We start from the raw sequence: 16,780 nt of genomic DNA, 5'->3' as shown, positions 1-16,780 counted from the left end.
GAGCTCAGACAGTGTCCTCTCCTTTCTTCAACGCCAAAACCTGCTGCTTAAGATTTTCTCGGAACCTGTGCAATGCACACAGCTCCTGCACAACGCTGCTCTCACGTCGCATCCCCGAAAAAAAACAGGGTAAATGAATCTACTTTAAGGAATATTTTGTAAATAAATTTGAATGCATATTTTGGAAAATTATGGATTAAGGGAGTGAGAAGTCCCCCCAGTCCACTTATGGTCTTCCGGAATACAATTTATACTCGCCAGCCAGCTGGATATTTGTTCTTTAGGGTTCCATTTACAAGTTTTCCAAAACCAAGGGGATAGCCTTCTACGCACAGTAAATGCCAACCTTTGGTATGTGCAGCCTCTTCGGGGGCGATTGTAAGGGTTTCCCCTTTCAGGTAGCGTTCCAGACGGGAATCATCTACAGAAAGAGAGATAATGGCGTCGGCTTCCCCTTTGCGAAGGGCGAGGGCAAGGGGCTGGGAGGGTTCAAAACGGTTTTTCTTCAGGTCGCCAAGGTAGAGTCCGTTCCGGATGAAGGTAAGACCACGGAAGTTGCAGGAGACCGAGGGGAGATAATAGACCTTGTCTGCACGGACTTCCATACGGTTATAGTCTATAGGCTGGCCGCCAAGGGATTTCAGACCGATTTCCTGGAAAAAGGCTTCTATATATTTGCGGACATCTGCGGCCAGGCGGCCCGGTTTGGTAGTACCTGCAGATGGTCCGGCCTGTCCCTCTTTTTGCAGAAGTGCGAGAAAGTGTCCTTCTCCCTGCATTTTGTGTGGAAAGATGCGGATACATTTTTCAAGCTGTGGATTTCCATCTCCCCAGGCTGGGTTTCCGGTGGAAAAGCCTTCGTAGTTTTCCATGGAAACAAGGGAAAGCTCAGGGCGCTTGGTAAGAAGCCAGGAGATTACCTGCTCATCTTCCGCTGGGGCAAAGGTACAGGTGGAGTAGAGCATCTGTCCTCCTGGCTGGAGCATATCAGCGGCATTTAGGCATAATTGTTTCTGAATCTGGGAAAGCTCAGCAGACTTCTCAGGAGTCCAGTCTTTTGCCAGGGCTTCTTCTTTGCGGAACATTCCTTCACCGGAGCAGGGGGCGTCCAGAATGATCTTATGGAAAAATTCCGGGAAATTCTTTACCATTTTCTCAGGCTTTTCATTTGCAACAAAAAGGTTGGGAATGCCGAAAAGCTCCAGGTTGCGGAGAAGGGCACGGGCTCTGGTGGTGCTGATGTCATTGGCTACCAGGAGGCCTTCACCTTTCAGGGCGGAGCCCACAGCAGTTGCTTTCCCGCCAGGGGCAGCACACATGTCCAGCACATATTCGCCAGGTTCTACCGGAATACGGGAAGCAGGAGTCATGGCACTTGGCTCCTGAAGATAATAAAGTCCTGCCTGATAAAGGGGACAGCGTGAAGGACGAACCTCTTCCCTGTAAAAATACCCATTGGAAATCCAGGGGATTTTTTTTACTTCAAAGGGAACGATTTTCTCGAATTCTTCACAGGAAATTTTGGCTGTGTTTACTCGAAGACCGTAGGTACGCGGCTGGTCGTAAGCAGCAAGAAAAGGCTCATAATCCTTTCCAAGCATTTCTTGCATCCTGTCCAGGAAAGCCTGGGGCAGAATGGATAATTTATCTGAATCCATAGGGAAATCTCCTTGTTGGTTGTAAGATTGTTAAAGCTGGTATTTGTAAGTACATGAAAAGTATGAGGTTAGAGACCAAAATGTTATCGTGTAAGTACGGACAGATTTCTGATCTTTTGCCTCTGACATCAAAATATAAAAAAACATGCAAATGTTACCTTATGTGAAGAAAGCAGTAACACATGAATCATGTGAAAACCAGTATAGCGGATGCGGGTTGGAAAGTCAAACATATGCAGATGGTTGTGTAGGCAACATATGCGTAGGATTGTACAGGCAGGAAATGAAGGTTTTTATTCCTAAATCTGTCATTTTGTGCTAAACTTTAGAAGGCATTTAAGAGGCTGTTCAGAGCGAATCGCCAAAATGCTTCGTGTTTCGACAATTCGCGTATCCGCTTGGCTTTGAACAGTTATAAGATTTTAATAATGACAGTTTACGGAGGCATAAAGAAATGTCAGTAGATAAAGTAAGACAGTATTTTGGAAAATATGGAATGGAATCACGGATTCTGGAGTTTGACGTATCCAGTGCGACTGTGGAGCTGGCAGCTGCAGCACTAAACTGTGAGCCGGGGCGTATTGCGAAGACCCTTTCTTTTCTGGTAGGAGAGCAGCCGATCCTGATCGTATCAGCCGGAGATGTGAAGATTGATAATGCAAAATATAAAGCAACCTTCGGGAAAAAGGCGAAGATGCTCACGAAGGAGCAGGTGACAGACTTAATCGGACATGCAGTGGGTGGAGTCTGCCCCTTTGCAGTAAAAGACGGTGTAACCGTGTATCTGGATGAATCCCTGAAAAAGTATGAAACTGTATTTCCTGCCTGTGGAAGCAGCAACAGTGCCATAGAGCTTACAATCCCGGAAATGGAGCAGTATTCCGGATATAAAGAGTGGGTGGATGTTTGTAAAGCTTATTGATAATATCCTAGAGTATGTTTGAAAAAGGCTTTTGCAAAATTTTCCGCAAAGTGGGGCGTGCAGATTGCAGGAATATTTTTTACAGGTTCTGGCGTGGGCGAAAAATCATGAGGTGTAGAAGGATATGGAACGTTACCTGGAGATGAAAGTGACAGAATCTGGGAAAGTCGGGGATGTTCTCCGCGCACAGGCAGGGCTTACCAAAAGACAGATCAGCCAGGCCAAGTTCCGGCCAGATGGCATCTGTAAAAACGGAAAACAGTGCAGGGTGACGGAAAATGTCGTCTGTGGGGATGTGCTCCGGGTTTGTGTGGAAACAAAGGAAATAAAAGCTGGTCTTGAAAATTATAGTGGAAATTGCAGCGAAATCCATGGCGAAAACTTTAGCGTAAGCGATAACGAAAACGACTCTGGAAATCATAACCATAGCGGAATGATTTCTGCAAATGACATGGGATCACAGCTCTTAATTCTGTATGAAGACCAGGATCTCCTTGCGGTAAGTAAACCAGCCGGGGTGGTAACCCATCCCTCAGGCAGACATTATGCGGATAGTCTTTCCAATCAGGTGGCAGAATATTTCAAAAGGAAAGGAGAAGATACCCGTATCCGTTCCATAGGAAGGCTGGATAAGGAGACATCTGGAATCCTTCTTTTTGCAAGAAACCAGATCGGGGCGTCGAGATTGCAAAAACAGCGGGAAGAAGGGAAATTGCAGAAAACTTATGTGGCAGTTGTACAGGGAAATCTGCCGATAATGGAAAATAAGGTGATGGAGAGACTTGAAATGCCTCTTGCTCCGGATCCGGATAACCGGATGAAAATGGTAATCTCTCCAGAGGGAAAATTGCCAGGAAGTAAAAATGCAATAACTTATTTTCATGTATTGGAGAATCTGGAGGATACGGCTCTGGTAAAGCTGCAGCTTGAAACAGGCCGTACGCATCAGATACGGGTTCATATGGCTGGGATAGGGCACCCCCTGCTTGGAGATACACTGTATCATGCAGACCATATTTCTGGAAAGAAAGACAGGGAACAATATTTTACCAGGGCGGCGCTTCACGCCTGGAAGCTTGCATTTTTCCATCCTTTTACAGGTGAAAAAATAGAACTGGAAGCCCCATTTCCAGCTGACTTTGTTGATTTTATTCAAGGCGCCATCTACAACAGCACAGCCGCGGAATAATCCGTGACATCGGGGTAAGGTTAAAAGACATTTGCCCCTAACATCATATTCGGAGGAAAAGAAAACATGACAGTCAATGAAATAATTGAAAAAATGATCGTATATTCTGACGGAAACAAGCATGATATTGCCCATTTTCTAAAGGTATATACTTATGCCAGAATGATTGGGGAGATGGAAAATCTGCCTGAGAATGAGCAGAAAACATTGGAGGTCGCTGCGGTGATCCACGACATTGCCTGCCCGGTATGCCGTATAAAATATGGAAATACAAATGGATCGAATCAGGAGAAAGAAAGCCCCAGGCTTGTGGAGGATTTTCTGAAAGATACAGATCTGGATGAGCAGATGAAAGAGAGAATCAATTATCTGGTCAGTCATCATCACACATATACGAATGTAGATGGAATGGATTACCGGATTCTTCTGGAGGCAGATTTTCTGGTAAATACAGATGAAAGCCAGATGTCCCAGAACGCAATTGAGACAGCAAGAGAGAAGGTCTTTGAGACAGAAACTGGCAGGAGGCTTTTAACTGGTATTTACAAATTGGAGAATATGTGATTTGTATTTATACAATGTCTTTAAAAAAGTTATTTTTAAACAGGCTCTAGTAGAAACTGGTGAAAAAATGAGTGAAATTACATACCTGCATCATTATAATTCCCTACTTGGAGAAATTACCATGTCAAGTGATGGCAGTGCCCTAACTGGATTATGGTTCGAGGAACAAAAGTATTTTATGGCAGATGTCAGGGGAGAAAAAGAGGAAAAAGACCTTCCTGTTTTTGAAATGACGGATCGTTGGCTGGATATATACTTTAGTGGAAAATGTCCGGATTTTACACCAGACATAAAGCTGACAGGCACAGCGTTCCGACAGGCAGTGGGGAAAATCATGCTGCAGATCCCATATGGAAGCACCACAACCTATGGAGAGATTGCCAGGCAGATCGCGGTGCAACGAGGTGTAAAAACAATGTCTTCCCAGGCAGTAGGCGGTGCTGTGGGACATAACCCGATTTCAATTATTGTGCCTTGTCACAGAGTGATTGGTGCAAATGGCAGTCTGACGGGATATGCAGGTGGTATTGATAAAAAGATAAAATTGCTGGAACTGGAAGGCAATGACAGAAAAAAATTTAAGGAATAAGGCTACAGATGCAAAAAGAACGATATAGAATTTATACACAAACAGGAGCGGAAAGATCATGAAAATTGCGATCACAGCCAGAAATTTTACCACCCCGGACAATCGTGCCCTGGAGCTTCTTCTGGAAAATGGATTTGAGATCATTGACCATATAGATAAAAACTGCGGAACTGCAACTCCAGAAGAGAAAGTGGCAGAGTACATAAAAGGGGCTGATGCGGTGATTACCGGGTTAGAACCAATAGGAGAAAAGGTTTTTGCTGCTTGTCCGGGCTTGAAGTTGATTTCCAGAAGGGGAATCGGGTATGACTCCGTGGATATAAAGGCAGCCAGGAAGCATGGAATCCATGTTGTAAGAACTGCTGGTGCGGTAGAGGCAGCGGTTTCCGAACATGTAATGGCATATGTTCTTTATTTTGCAAGGAAGCTGCATGAACAGAGTGCTTTTATGCATGAGGGAAAATGGGTGCGCACCATGACTTATGGTGCAAAGAACCGGACTATGGGCCTGGTTGGCTTTGGTGGAATCGGAAAAGAGATTGCAAAAAGAGCCAATGCTTTTGGCATGAAAGTAATTTATACCTGCAGACATCCAAAAGAAGAATGGGAACAGGAATTTCATACCAGTTACCGCACATTGGAACAGCTTCTGAAAGAAAGTGATTACATATCGGTAAATGTACCGCTGACAGAGGAAACCAGGGGCATGTTCCAGGAAGAACAATTCCAGCTTATGAAGCCGGAATCTGTATTTATCAATATAGCACGTGGCCCTATTGTCAATGAAAATGCATTGAAAAAGGCTCTTGATAATAAATGGATCCGTGGGGCGGGGGTAGATGTATTCGAATTTGAGCCCTGCACAGACTCACCTCTTGTTTCCTGTGAAAATGCGGTGCTGACACCTCATACAGCTCCCTTTACCAGCGAGAATTTTTCGGAGATGAATCTTTTGGCAGCGAAGAATGTGGTTGATTTTTTCAAAGGAGAGATTGACCGCAGATATGTTCTGGTATGAGAAAAATGTGAGTGGGGAAAGGATATGTGTAAGAAATAGATTACAAAAATACAGGCGTAGCTTATGGCTGCGCCATTTTTTATGCTATAGGAAATTCCATTGGAATTCCCTATAGCATAAAAAGCCCTGCCGGGCAGGATCGCACTGCGGCGGAGAGGCAGATGTCGCATGAAGCGACCCGCCGCAGGCGGAGAATCCTGCAAAGCAGGATTCTTTCTTAAAAAAATAGTATTGACAAAACTATATTATACGCTGTATAGTATTATCAACCAAACAATATTGATGAATCATATAATATGATTGGAGTGATCAGATGGTATTTAACACAGGAGCTGCACTTCTGGACGCCATTGTCCTGGCGGTTGTGTCCAAGGAGCCGGAAGGTACTTATGGATATAAGATCACCCAGGATGTGCGTGGAGTTCTGGATATTTCAGAATCTACCCTTTACCCGGTTTTGCGCCGCCTGCAGAAGGATGACTGCCTGGAAGTGTATGATCAGGCGTATGCAGGGCGGAACCGCAGATATTATAAGCTGACGGAGCAAGGGCAGGCGCAGCTGAATTTGTACAAGATTGAGTGGAAAAATTATTCCACAAAGATAAGCAGTATGTTCGAGGCTGCTGGACGGAACATGGACAGTAACCCTATGAAGGAGGAGAGTTGACAGCGTATGGACAGAGCACAGTTTATGAAACAGCTGGAGAGGCTGCTGTCTGATATTTCGGAAGCGGAAAGACAGGAGGCACTGGCTTATTACAACAGCTATTTTGATGAAGCCGGTCCTGAGAATGAAGCATCTGTGATCAGAGAGCTTGGAAGTCCTGGTAAAGTGGCTGCCATCATCAAGGCAGATCTGGAGGAGCAGGATGATGGATATGCCCGGTACACAGAACATGGATATGAAGATATGCGGGAGGAGCGGGAAGCCTTTATGCCAGAGCTAAGGGGGAAATCTGGCAGAGAGAAATCAGAAGAGCAGACGAATCGGGACACCTGTGATCACGGGCAGTCTGGTTCTTCCAGAAAGGGCTATCATCCGAAGGAAAAGGGGTCTAACAGCCGTTTTATCCTGATCCTTATCGCACTGGTATTTCTTTCCCCATTGATCGTAGGTGCATCAAGCGGTCTGCTGGGTGTGCTGGTGATCCTTCTTTTCCTTCCGTTCCTGAGCATTTTTGCAGTTGGAGCGATCGCTTTTGGCCTGGTGGCAGGGGCAATCGCCTGCCTGGCAGTTGGAGTGGGATTATTTGCAACCAGTGGGGCGGTAGCACTTCTGGTGCTTGGAATAGGGTGCCTTTTACTGGCAGCTGGAATCCTGTGCTGGATGTTTGTATTCTGGATGGCATCAAAGATCTTTCCATGGGTGCTCCGCAAGGTTACAGACTTTTTCCAGAGGATTCTTTACCGTAATAAAAAGGAGGACCGGGCATGAAAAAAGGAACGAAAGGACTACTGATCGCAGTTGGCGTTTTTGCAGCAGCAGGAATTGGGTTATGCGTGGCAGGAGTATCTATGGGTGCTGCGAATACGGGAAAAGAAGTGATAGATCAGGTGAATCAGGCTTTTCGCAACGAGTCTTATCCAGGCTGGTTCCATCTAAGAAAAGTGTACTGGTCTTCCCGGGAGGAAGAGGACTGGGAGGATACAGATGCGAAATCCCAGGATCTGGCATTTGCAGGAAATCTGGAAATCAGTTTGAAATACGATGAACTGATCCTGCAGGAGTATGATGGAGATACGATCAAAGTGGAGACCTGGGGTGACTCTAAGGACGACATCCGCACAGAAGAAGGTTCTGGAAAAATCGTGATCCAGGATACCCGAAGTGGCACTGTGAAGAAAAGAAAGAAGGTCAGGGTCAGCGTTCCTTCCGGAAAGAAATTTGACAGCGTGACACTTGGAGTGGATGCCGGTTCCATCGAAATGACAGGAACGATGAATGCGGATGAATTTACCGTGGAGGTAGGAGCTGGCGAATTCAGCGGAGAGGGCATTACAGCACAGAAATGTGATCTGCAGGTTGGTGCAGGAACCATTGATCTGGATTATATTGATGCAAAAGAGCTGAATGCAGACTGCGGTACTGGCGAGATCGATATGAGTGTTACTGGAAAAGAACAGGATTACAATTATGAGCTTTCCTGTGGAATGGGCGAGATTGATGTGGAATTTACAGGAGAATGAGTGGACTGGAGAAAAACAGTAATCTGTATGAAAAATAGGAGGAATCAGATCATGAGTAACAAGCGTTTATACAAATCAACAGTAAACTGTATGCTTTGCGGTGTGTGCGGTGGAATCGCCGAGTATTTTGACATTGATCCCACTCTGGTGCGGCTTGCGTGGGTAATTCTCACCTGCTTCGGTGGTGCCGGAATCTGGGCCTACATTATCGCAGCGATCATTATTCCGAAAGCATGATTTTTATGAAAATAATGTAACGGTTTATAGCCAAAAACGTCTGACTTATGCAATACTTTCTTCGTGGCATATTTTGCAGAGAGCCTTTTTCGAATATGCTCTCGTATGGCTGTAAAATGGTAAAAATTGAAATTGTGTCAGCATTGCATAAAATTCTATATTTTGTCTATACTCCCTATATACATCCAATTACTGCAAAAAGGAGCATAGACATATGAATAGAGACAAAGAAGTAGAAGACTATAAATCAGGAAAACTCACTTCTGAAGAGCAGACGAAATACGAAATTGCCCAGGAGCTTGGCGTTCTGGATAAAGTTCTGGAGGGTGGATGGAAAAGCCTCTCTGCAAAGGAAACTGGCAGAATCGGCGGATTAATGGCAAGGAAGAAAAGTCAGAATAATAAAGGATAAAGGAGACGGTCAGACGTCTCCTTTTTTGCGCGGTGATACAGTACGTGTGAAAATTGTGTGTAACATGCCGGGAAAGAATTGATTTCTTTTTCGATTCTGCTATGATGGTAGAAAGCATTTTGAAAACTGACCAGAAACAGTTACTATAATCTTGCATGGAGGAATATATGCGTATCCTTATCGCTGAAGATGAAGTGGAAATTGCACGCGCACTGAAAATTCTGCTGGAGAAAAATAAGAGTGCAGTGGATATTGTACATAATGGAAAAGATGCCTGGGATTATATTTGCCAGGGAAAATATGATGTGATCGTTCTGGACATTATGATGCCGGAAATGGACGGGTTAGAGGTGCTCAAAAAGACAAGAGAAAACCATATTGCGACTCCGGTAATGCTCCTTACAGCTAAAGCCGAAATCGAGGACAGAGTGGCAGGTTTAAATGCCGGTGCAGACGATTACCTGCCCAAGCCCTTTGCCGCAAGCGAGTTCATTGCCCGGGTGAAAGCACTTGGAAGACGAAGCATGAATTATACAGAAACTCTTTTGAGTGTGGGGAATACTACCCTGGATTGCAACCGCTTTGAACTGTCAGCAAAGGGTATGAACATACGCCTGAACAATAAGGAATTCCAGTTAATGGAGTTGTTTATGAAACATCCCAAATTTGTATTTTCCACGGAACATATTATGGAAAAGATATGGGAGCAGGATGGTACTGCGGGAATGGATGTGGTGTGGACTTATATCGGATTTTTACGGAAAAAACTGAAGCAGCTGGACTCGTCTGTGGAGATTAAAACAGTCCGTGGAGCTGGCTATTCCCTGGAGGAAACCATATGCTGAAAAAAATGAGATGGCACTTTATTCTGGCAGCTATGCTGGCAGTATTTATCATGTTGGCGACGGTACTGGCAGGAATCAATGTCTGGAATTATTACACTACTGCCGAAAGAGCAGATCTAAGAATCCAGGAGATTTATGACTTTGAGATCGGGAAGAAAAGTGATTGGGGGAGTGCTGATACCGCCAAGATCAGGGGGGATAACAAGGAACCTTATAATGAAACAAAAGAGGGCACTCCATCCGGTATATTTTTTCAACCGGAAAGAAATGACCCGGAAGCTCCTTATACCACTCGCTTTTTTATTGTCAGGCTGGATGGTGAAGGCAATACAACAAGTGTTTCTACTGACTTTATAGCAGCTGTGACACAGGAAGAAGCAGAAGAATATGCCAAAAATGTAATGCTTGGAAAAAGACAACAAGGTTATTATGATGATTACAGATACCGGATTATAAGAGATGATAATGAGAGTATTGTTATATTTTTAAACTCTGGACTGGAACTGCATTCGGTAAAAACCGTACTGGTTATTTCCTGTCTGACTGGAATCCTTTGTCTTCTGGTCGTATTGCTTCTTGTAATTTTACTTTCCAGGCGTGCTATGAAGCCATATATACAGAATCTGGAGCGACAGAAGCGTTTTATCACAGATGCCAGTCATGAGATCAAAACCCCGTTAACTTCCATTGCAACCAGTGTGGATGTGATTGAAATGGAGCATGGTGAAGATGAATGGACCAGAAACATTCACAATCAGACTTCCAAAATGTCCAGGATGGTAGCGGATCTTGTTACGTTATCCCGCCTTGACGAAGAAAATCCTTTTCCAGATAAAACAGAGTTCTCTTTAAGTGATGCTGCCTGGGAAGTGGCAGAACCTTTCGCATCTCTTGCAAAAGCCCAGGAGAAAAAGTACTCTCAGCGGATCGAGGAAAATCTGATTTTACGTGGAAATCCAGATGCTGCAAGGCAGATGATATCAGTTCTTCTGGATAATGCCATGAAATATTCAGAAGAAGGAGGCGTGATACGGCTGGATGTTTATAAGACACATGGAAAAATAAAAATAGAAGTTTTTAATACCTGTATTCTGGAGGACACAAAGAATCTTTCCAGATTGTTTGAGCGTTTCTACCGTCCGGACGATTCCCGCTCCAGAAAAACAGGAGGCAGCGGAATCGGGCTTTCCATTGCCCAGGCAGTAGCCGAAGCTTATGGAGGGAAAATTAAGGCAAGCAGTAAAGATGGCAAATCTATTTTGTTTCAGGTGACAATCTGAAAATTGCAAGCGAAAGGACAGTTTGAATATAAAAACAAACTGTCCTTTTAAAATACATAAAAATTGGATATTTATTACAGTACAGTAATCCTGTATGATTTCAAGCAAAGAAAAATCACCGGTGTGTACAAAGCTTTGCAGAATGAAAATTACAGGAGGAAATCTAAATGAACCAGGAAAGATACGCATTAAATAAACAGCTTGCACAGATGTTAAAAGGTGGTGTGATTATGGACGTTACCACACCAGAGCAGGCCAAGATCGCAGAGGAAGCAGGCGCCTGTGCCGTTATGGCACTGGAAAGAATCCCGGCAGATATCCGCGCAGCAGGTGGTGTTTCCAGAATGAGCGATCCGAAAATGATCAAAGGGATTCAGGAAGCCGTTTCCATTCCGGTTATGGCAAAATGCAGGATCGGACATTTCGTGGAAGCACAGATCCTGGAAGCCATCGAGATTGATTACATTGATGAGAGTGAGGTACTTTCCCCGGCAGATGATGTTTACCATATTGACAAGCGCCAGTTTAAAGTACCATTTGTATGCGGTGCAAAAGACCTTGGGGAGGCACTTAGAAGAATTGCAGAGGGCGCTTCCATGATCCGTACCAAAGGAGAGCCGGGAACAGGTGATGTGGTACAGGCAGTACGCCACATGCGTATGATGAACAGTGAGATCGCTAAAGTAGTTTCCATGCGTGAGGATGAGCTTTTCGAGGAGGCAAAGAATCTGCGTGTACCTTACGAGCTGGTTGAATACGTTCACAAAAACGGCAGACTTCCAGTGGTAAACTTCGCAGCAGGCGGTGTGGCAACTCCGGCAGATGCTGCCCTTATGATGCAGCTTGGCGCAGAAGGTGTATTTGTAGGTTCCGGAATTTTCAAATCAGGAGATCCGAAAAAACGTGCAGCTGCCATCGTAAAAGCGGTTACCAATTACCAGGATTCTAAAATGCTTGCAGAGCTTTCAGAAGATCTTGGCGAAGCTATGGTTGGAATTAATGAGCAGGAAATCCAGCTTCTGATGGCAGAGAGGGGAAAATAAGATGAAAATCGGTATCCTTGCTGTACAGGGGGCTTTTGCAGAACATAAAGCTAAGCTGGAAAAGCTTGGCGTACAATGTGTGGAATTACGGAAAAAGGAAGATCTTATTTGTGACTTCGATGGTCTGGTTCTGCCGGGCGGCGAGAGCACAGTCCAGGGAAAGCTTCTGAAAGAACTGGATATGTTTCAGCCTTTAAAAGAGAAAATAGAAGCAGGAATGCCAGTTCTTGCTACCTGTGCAGGGCTGATCCTCCTGGCAGATCGTCTTTCCAATGATGAGCATGTATATTTTGGAACCATGCCTGTGACTGTGAAGAGAAATGCTTATGGCAGACAGCTTGGCAGTTTTCATACGGTTGAGGAGATGAAAGGAATCGGGGAAATTCCCATGACGTTCATCCGGGCCCCCTATATAGAAAAATGTGGCGCTGGAGCAGAAGTGCTGGCCAAGGTGGATGGCAACATCGTGGCAGTCAGATATAAGAATCAGTATGGGCTGGCTTTTCACCCGGAGCTTGATGAAGACGATAAGGTACATGAGATGTTTCTTGAGACTGTGGAGAGATATTCAAAGTTATAAAAAATTGCTGTTTAATGTGCTGGGCGTCGTTTCCCGGACGCGGGTTCACAGGGTATGTTCCACGCAAGTCGGCGCAACATTCCGGTGAGCTAAGGTCTAACTGCGACTAAGACGCTCAGGAGAGCCTTCGCGTCAAGTCTCCGTAAGACCTGGATCTCGCCTCCATTAAAAACGCGCCTGAAATGACTTGCTTAGGAACATACCCTGCGAACCCGCTGGTGATTGGTAACGAGAGAGCTCACACCCACCACGATTAATGGGGTGTGAGGACTGTGCTCCTGTTGTTCATCGTAGTGGTTATTTTACTACTTCTAAAAACAGCTGAATATCCACTATTCGCCGATTGATTACTATATAAAATAACAATAATTTTTATATTGAGCAGTCAATTTCTGCCAATAAACTCTTGCCTGGTCAGTTGCAGTTGTCAATAACCAGCGGTTTCACAATGTATATTCACGTAGCCGTGCATTTCAGGAGCGGGTTTAGTGAAGGTGAGATCCAGGCCTTACGGAGACTTAGCCGAGAGGGCTTTCCCGAGCGGCTTAGTCGCAGTTAGGTCTTAGCTCACCGGAACGTTGCTCCACACGGCGGTGAATATACATTGCGAAACCGCGTACGGGAAACATGAATCAGCACATTAAATAGCAAATAATCAAGAAATCAGAGTTACCTGGCTATAGGACAAACCTATAACCAGGCATTATTTTTACATATTGGACAGAGAATCCCCAGTATGTTACTATACATTCATCAACAAAAGCAAAGCAACATCAAAGAAATTCAATAAAAATAATAACAAAAATAACATTTTTTAATGTGATGAAAAGTAAAACATACGGAGGGAAAATAAAATGGCAGATATTAGAGATTCCAAAAACTGGGGATTTGAAACAAAACAGTTACACATTGGACAGGAGAAAGCAGATCCGGTAACAGATGCGAGAGCCGTTCCGATCTATGCTTCCACATCCTACGTATTCCATAATTCACAGCATGCAGCAGACCGTTTCGGACTTCGCGATGCAGGTAATATTTATGGAAGACTTACCAATCCTACAGAAGACGTTTTCGAGCAGAGAATCGCTGCTCTTGAAGGCGGAGTTGCAGCCCTGGCAGTTGCTTCTGGTGCAGCAGCTATCGATTATACATTCCAGGCACTTGCAAAAACAGGTGAGCACATTGTAGCATCCAAGACCATCTACGGCGGAACCTACAACCTTCTGGCACATACCCTTCCACAGACAAGCGGCATCACCGCAACATTTGTAGATCCAGATGTAGAAGGTTCTTTCGAAGCTGCAATTCAGGAAAATACAAAAGCAATCTTTATTGAGACACTTGGTAACCCGAATTCCAATCTGATTGATATTGAGGAAGTTGCAAAAATTGCGCACAAACATAATATTCCTCTTGTAGTAGATTCTACATTTGCAACTCCTTACCTGGTTCGTCCGATCGAATATGGTGCAGACATCGTCGTACATTCTGCAACGAAATTCATCGGTGGCCATGGTACTGCAATCGGTGGTGTGATCGTAGACAGCGGTAACTTTGACTGGAAAGCTTCTGGCAAATTCCCGTGGATTTCTGAGCCAAACCCAAGCTACCATGGAATTTCCTTTGCAGAGGCAACTGCTCCGGCAGCATTTGTAACTTATATCCGTGCGATTATCCTTCGTGATACAGGAGCTACCCTTTCTCCGTTCCATGCATTTATGTTCTTACAGGGACTGGAGACTCTGTCCTTAAGAGTTGAGCGTCACGTAAGCAATGCGCTGAAAATCGTTGATTACCTGTCCAAACATCCACAGGTTGAGGCTGTTCATCATCCATCACTGGAAAGCGAGCCAAGCCACTATCTGTATAAGAAATATCTTCCAAATGGCGGCGGTTCCATCTTTACATTTGAGATTAAGGGTGATGCCAAGACAGCACAGAAATTTATTGATAACCTTGCAATCTTCTCTCTGCTTGCAAATGTTGCAGATGTAAAATCACTTGTTATCCATCCTGCAACTACTACACACAGCCAGTGCACAGAGGAAGAGCTTCTTGACCAGGGAATCAAACCAAATACAATCCGTCTTTCCATTGGTATTGAGAAAGTGGAAGATCTGATCGCAGCTCTGGATGCAGCATTCGAAGCAGTGAAATAATTCTGAATATATTGATCCAGAAATATGCAGACACCATATTATTGAAACGGGTAATATGGTGTCTGTTTTTCTATATTTTTTGTAACTGTTTAGAGCCAGCCTTCCAAATGTATTTGGCTCTGAATCGTTACATTTTTTATTTTTTGTTTAAAACTTCTTAACATTTTCTGCATAATTTTGTCAAAAGCTATAGACGAAAATCCCAAAAGTATGGTAAAATATAAAGTCAAAGGGAAAGAGAAAAGGGAAGGCAGTGATTTTTTGATCGATATATTGAATCTGGATAGCCAGATATTTGAGGCTTTGTCACAGACTTCAGATAATATGTATCTGTACATTGCAGATCTTGAGAGAGATTTTTCCAGGTGGTCCAAGTCCAGCGTGGATTATTTTAATATGCCTGGGGAATTTATAGAGAATACAGCCCAGGAATGGGTGAAGCATATCCATCCACAGGATCAGCATATCTTCCTGGAGGATATGGGGCAGATCTTTGAGGGGAAAAGTAACCGTCACAATTGTGAATACCGTGCCATGAACAAATATGGCAATTATGTGTGGGTGAAATGTCAGGGAATTGTGCAGCGGGGTGAAGACGGGAGCTTGGGACTTTTCGTCGGTACTATGATGAACCTCGGGGTAAATGCCAAGTTTGACCAGCCTACAGGATTATATACCTTCCATGAACTGAAGAAACAGCTTCCTGTTTTTATCAATCAGGGAATGGAGGGCGCTATTCTCCTGTTTGATGTGGACCGGCTTCAGCGAATCAATGATATCCTTGGATATATGGTGGGAGATGAAGTGCTGCAGCGTCTTGGGAAAAAATGCCAGAGTCTGGTAGGTGTTACTTTTTACCGTGGGCAGGGCGGCAAGTTTTATTGTATCACCACTGAGAAAACCATGGATATGGTGAACTGGATCTATCAGCAGGTGCAGAAGTTTTCAGTGGAAATTCCTAAGGAAATGAATCTGGAGATTCAATTGACCGTTTCCTGTGGTGTATCCTTTTTTCCGCAGGATGCAGAGGATTTCGAGTCTCTTCATGCAAATGTGGAATATGCACTGGAACAGGCGAAGAAGGTGGGACGGGGAAGTATTGCACGTTTTTCCGGAAAAATGCACAGGCAGACGGTGGAGAGATTCCGCCTTCAGGAGGCACTTCGTGAAGCCGTTGCCAATGAGTGCAGGGGATTTTTCCTGGTGTATCAGCCACTGATCAATGGAGAAACACAGGAAGTATACGGTGCAGAGACATTGATGCGTTTTCAGCTGCCAGACGGCACGATGGTTTCCCCGATGGATTTTATTCCTATTCTGGAAGAGGATGGAACCATCCGGCAGGTGGGAGAGTGGCTTTTGAAGAAAGCGCTTGCACAGGCAGCTGTCTGGAGACAGCGTAATCCGGATTTTGTTATTTCAGTGAATGTTTCGTATATCCAGATGCTTCAGGCAGGTTTCCGGGAAATGGTAACCAGGATTCTGGAAAGGTCTTGTACACCACCGGATGCCCTGATCCTGGAGCTTACAGAAAGCTGCAAAGTTTCAGATCCAAACGGGCTGCGGAATGATTTTGAGTATTTTAAAGAGCTGGGAATCAATATGGCACTGGATGATTTTGGAACCGAGTATTCTTCCATTGCTTTGCTTCGTAAGCTGAAGCCTCAGTGGATCAAGATCGATCACACTTTTGTCCGTTCTATTCAGGATGATGAGATGGATCAGGCTATTCTGGAATACATTATGAACCTGAGCCAACAGATCAAGATCAAAGTCTGTGTGGAAGGAGTGGAGACCACAGAAATCTTATCCGTGGTAAAGAGTTACAAGCCAGAGCTGCTGCAGGGGTATTATTATTCCAGACCGTGTCCGGCAGAGGAGTTTTCAGAAAAATATTTTGCAACTGTTCAGAGTCAGGCATGATTTATGCGCAAAAGTCTGAGTCATGTTTGCATGAACGAAGATTTAATATTTTTAATAAAAAAGTTAAGGACGTATCACAATAGTGATTTATGAATCATTATTGTATACGTCCTTTTTCTATATAAAGCAAATCTTGCAGAAAGCCTTTTCAAACACGTTCTAATGTAAAAAGTT

At 44.3% G+C, this 16,780-nt stretch carries 18 protein-coding genes; 17 read left to right on the top strand and 1 reads right to left on the bottom strand.

Going from position 1 to position 16,780, the window contains the following annotated elements; all coding sequences use genetic code 11:
- Positions 1 to 248: 248 nt before the first annotated feature.
- Complete coding sequence (locus ACTQWB_RS14715) at positions 249 to 1,658, bottom strand: RsmF rRNA methyltransferase first C-terminal domain-containing protein (RefSeq protein WP_441502196.1); 1,410 nt, start codon at positions 1,656 to 1,658, stop codon at positions 249 to 251.
- Between the two features lie 454 nt (positions 1,659 to 2,112).
- Here ACTQWB_RS14715 and ACTQWB_RS14710 point away from each other — a divergent pair, with 454 nt between their 5' ends.
- The 17 genes from ACTQWB_RS14710 to ACTQWB_RS14630 all read left to right on the top strand — a co-directional run bounded on the left by ACTQWB_RS14710 (position 2,113) and on the right by ACTQWB_RS14630 (position 16,606).
- A complete protein-coding gene (locus ACTQWB_RS14710) occupies positions 2,113 to 2,580 on the top strand; it encodes a YbaK/EbsC family protein (protein WP_441502195.1) in 468 nt (155 codons plus the stop codon).
- Between the two features lie 18 nt (positions 2,581 to 2,598).
- Positions 2,599 to 2,691, top strand: coding sequence for a DUF6783 domain-containing protein (locus ACTQWB_RS14705; protein ID WP_441502194.1), 93 nt, complete (start codon positions 2,599 to 2,601; stop codon positions 2,689 to 2,691).
- A 13-nt stretch (positions 2,692 to 2,704) separates the two neighbouring features.
- Positions 2,705 to 3,769 (top strand): RluA family pseudouridine synthase, encoded by a 1,065-nt coding sequence (locus ACTQWB_RS14700; protein WP_441502193.1) that lies wholly within the window; start codon positions 2,705 to 2,707, stop codon positions 3,767 to 3,769.
- A gap of 66 nt (positions 3,770 to 3,835) precedes the next feature.
- The gene (locus tag ACTQWB_RS14695) at positions 3,836 to 4,333 is read left to right on the top strand and encodes an HD domain-containing protein (protein ID WP_441502192.1); all 498 of its coding nucleotides are present in this window, start codon (positions 3,836 to 3,838) and stop codon (positions 4,331 to 4,333) included.
- Positions 4,334 to 4,409: 76 nt separating this feature from the next.
- Complete coding sequence (locus ACTQWB_RS14690; RefSeq protein WP_441502214.1) at positions 4,410 to 4,922, top strand: methylated-DNA--[protein]-cysteine S-methyltransferase; 513 nt, start codon at positions 4,410 to 4,412, stop codon at positions 4,920 to 4,922.
- A 58-nt stretch (positions 4,923 to 4,980) separates the two neighbouring features.
- Positions 4,981 to 5,940 carry a phosphoglycerate dehydrogenase gene (locus ACTQWB_RS14685; RefSeq protein ID WP_441502191.1) on the top strand — a complete coding sequence of 320 codons (960 nt, stop codon included), beginning with the start codon at positions 4,981 to 4,983 and terminating at the stop codon, positions 5,938 to 5,940.
- 313 nt (positions 5,941 to 6,253) lie between these two features.
- Entirely contained in the window at positions 6,254 to 6,607 is a 354-nt protein-coding gene (locus ACTQWB_RS14680; protein WP_441502190.1) for a PadR family transcriptional regulator, read from the top strand.
- A gap of 6 nt (positions 6,608 to 6,613) precedes the next feature.
- Positions 6,614 to 7,375, top strand: a complete 762-nt coding sequence (locus tag ACTQWB_RS14675) for a DUF1700 domain-containing protein (RefSeq protein ID WP_441502189.1) — start codon at positions 6,614 to 6,616, stop codon at positions 7,373 to 7,375.
- Positions 7,372 to 8,127, top strand: coding sequence for a DUF4097 family beta strand repeat-containing protein (locus ACTQWB_RS14670; protein WP_441502188.1), 756 nt, complete (start codon positions 7,372 to 7,374; stop codon positions 8,125 to 8,127). Before ACTQWB_RS14675 ends, ACTQWB_RS14670 begins: the two co-directional genes overlap by 4 nt.
- A 51-nt stretch (positions 8,128 to 8,178) precedes the next feature.
- Positions 8,179 to 8,364: a PspC domain-containing protein gene (locus tag ACTQWB_RS14665; protein ID WP_021924744.1), complete on the top strand. Its 186-nt coding sequence runs from the start codon at positions 8,179 to 8,181 to the stop codon at positions 8,362 to 8,364.
- 214 nt (positions 8,365 to 8,578) lie between these two features.
- A complete protein-coding gene (locus tag ACTQWB_RS14660; protein ID WP_441502187.1) occupies positions 8,579 to 8,776 on the top strand; it encodes a small, acid-soluble spore protein, alpha/beta type in 198 nt (65 codons plus the stop codon).
- Between the two features lie 167 nt (positions 8,777 to 8,943).
- The gene (locus ACTQWB_RS14655; protein ID WP_441502186.1) at positions 8,944 to 9,621 is read left to right on the top strand and encodes a response regulator transcription factor; all 678 of its coding nucleotides are present in this window, start codon (positions 8,944 to 8,946) and stop codon (positions 9,619 to 9,621) included.
- Positions 9,615 to 10,901, top strand: a complete 1,287-nt coding sequence (locus ACTQWB_RS14650) for a sensor histidine kinase (RefSeq protein ID WP_441502185.1) — start codon at positions 9,615 to 9,617, stop codon at positions 10,899 to 10,901. Before ACTQWB_RS14655 ends, ACTQWB_RS14650 begins: the two co-directional genes overlap by 7 nt.
- Before the next feature lie 167 nt (positions 10,902 to 11,068).
- Positions 11,069 to 11,944 carry a pyridoxal 5'-phosphate synthase lyase subunit PdxS gene (gene pdxS / locus ACTQWB_RS14645; RefSeq protein WP_441502184.1) on the top strand — a complete coding sequence of 292 codons (876 nt, stop codon included), beginning with the start codon at positions 11,069 to 11,071 and terminating at the stop codon, positions 11,942 to 11,944.
- 1 nt (position 11,945) lies between these two features.
- Positions 11,946 to 12,524: a pyridoxal 5'-phosphate synthase glutaminase subunit PdxT gene (gene pdxT / locus ACTQWB_RS14640; protein WP_441502183.1), complete on the top strand. Its 579-nt coding sequence runs from the start codon at positions 11,946 to 11,948 to the stop codon at positions 12,522 to 12,524.
- Positions 12,525 to 13,378: 854 nt separating this feature from the next.
- Complete coding sequence (locus tag ACTQWB_RS14635) at positions 13,379 to 14,683, top strand: O-acetylhomoserine aminocarboxypropyltransferase/cysteine synthase family protein (protein WP_441502182.1); 1,305 nt, start codon at positions 13,379 to 13,381, stop codon at positions 14,681 to 14,683.
- Between the two features lie 261 nt (positions 14,684 to 14,944).
- The gene (locus ACTQWB_RS14630; RefSeq protein WP_441502181.1) at positions 14,945 to 16,606 is read left to right on the top strand and encodes a bifunctional diguanylate cyclase/phosphodiesterase; all 1,662 of its coding nucleotides are present in this window, start codon (positions 14,945 to 14,947) and stop codon (positions 16,604 to 16,606) included.
- Positions 16,607 to 16,780 lie beyond the last annotated feature (174 nt).

It is taken from the genome of Blautia sp. HCP3S3_H10_2, from assembly GCF_052122375.1.
Classification (GTDB): domain Bacteria; phylum Bacillota; class Clostridia; order Lachnospirales; family Lachnospiraceae; genus Blautia_A.
This window is presented reverse-complemented; position numbering and strand designations above follow the sequence as displayed.

Excerpts from the sequence above, each read along its gene's own strand:
- ACTQWB_RS14715 (WP_441502196.1), bottom strand. The coding sequence starts at position 1,658 with ATGGATTCAGATAAATTATCCATTCTGCCCCAGGCTTTCCTGGACAGG.
- ACTQWB_RS14710 (WP_441502195.1), top strand. The coding sequence starts at position 2,113 with ATGTCAGTAGATAAAGTAAGACAGTATTTTGGAAAATATGGAATGGAA.
- ACTQWB_RS14700 (WP_441502193.1), top strand. The coding sequence starts at position 2,705 with ATGGAACGTTACCTGGAGATGAAAGTGACAGAATCTGGGAAAGTCGGG.
- ACTQWB_RS14695 (WP_441502192.1), top strand. The coding sequence starts at position 3,836 with ATGACAGTCAATGAAATAATTGAAAAAATGATCGTATATTCTGACGGA.
- ACTQWB_RS14685 (WP_441502191.1), top strand. The coding sequence starts at position 4,981 with ATGAAAATTGCGATCACAGCCAGAAATTTTACCACCCCGGACAATCGT.
- ACTQWB_RS14680 (WP_441502190.1), top strand. The coding sequence starts at position 6,254 with ATGGTATTTAACACAGGAGCTGCACTTCTGGACGCCATTGTCCTGGCG.
- ACTQWB_RS14675 (WP_441502189.1), top strand. The coding sequence starts at position 6,614 with ATGGACAGAGCACAGTTTATGAAACAGCTGGAGAGGCTGCTGTCTGAT.
- ACTQWB_RS14670 (WP_441502188.1), top strand. The coding sequence starts at position 7,372 with ATGAAAAAAGGAACGAAAGGACTACTGATCGCAGTTGGCGTTTTTGCA.
- ACTQWB_RS14665 (WP_021924744.1), top strand. The coding sequence starts at position 8,179 with ATGAGTAACAAGCGTTTATACAAATCAACAGTAAACTGTATGCTTTGC.
- ACTQWB_RS14660 (WP_441502187.1), top strand. The coding sequence starts at position 8,579 with ATGAATAGAGACAAAGAAGTAGAAGACTATAAATCAGGAAAACTCACT.
- ACTQWB_RS14655 (WP_441502186.1), top strand. The coding sequence starts at position 8,944 with ATGCGTATCCTTATCGCTGAAGATGAAGTGGAAATTGCACGCGCACTG.
- ACTQWB_RS14650 (WP_441502185.1), top strand. The coding sequence starts at position 9,615 with ATGCTGAAAAAAATGAGATGGCACTTTATTCTGGCAGCTATGCTGGCA.
- pdxS (WP_441502184.1), top strand. The coding sequence starts at position 11,069 with ATGAACCAGGAAAGATACGCATTAAATAAACAGCTTGCACAGATGTTA.
- pdxT (WP_441502183.1), top strand. The coding sequence starts at position 11,946 with ATGAAAATCGGTATCCTTGCTGTACAGGGGGCTTTTGCAGAACATAAA.
- ACTQWB_RS14635 (WP_441502182.1), top strand. The coding sequence starts at position 13,379 with ATGGCAGATATTAGAGATTCCAAAAACTGGGGATTTGAAACAAAACAG.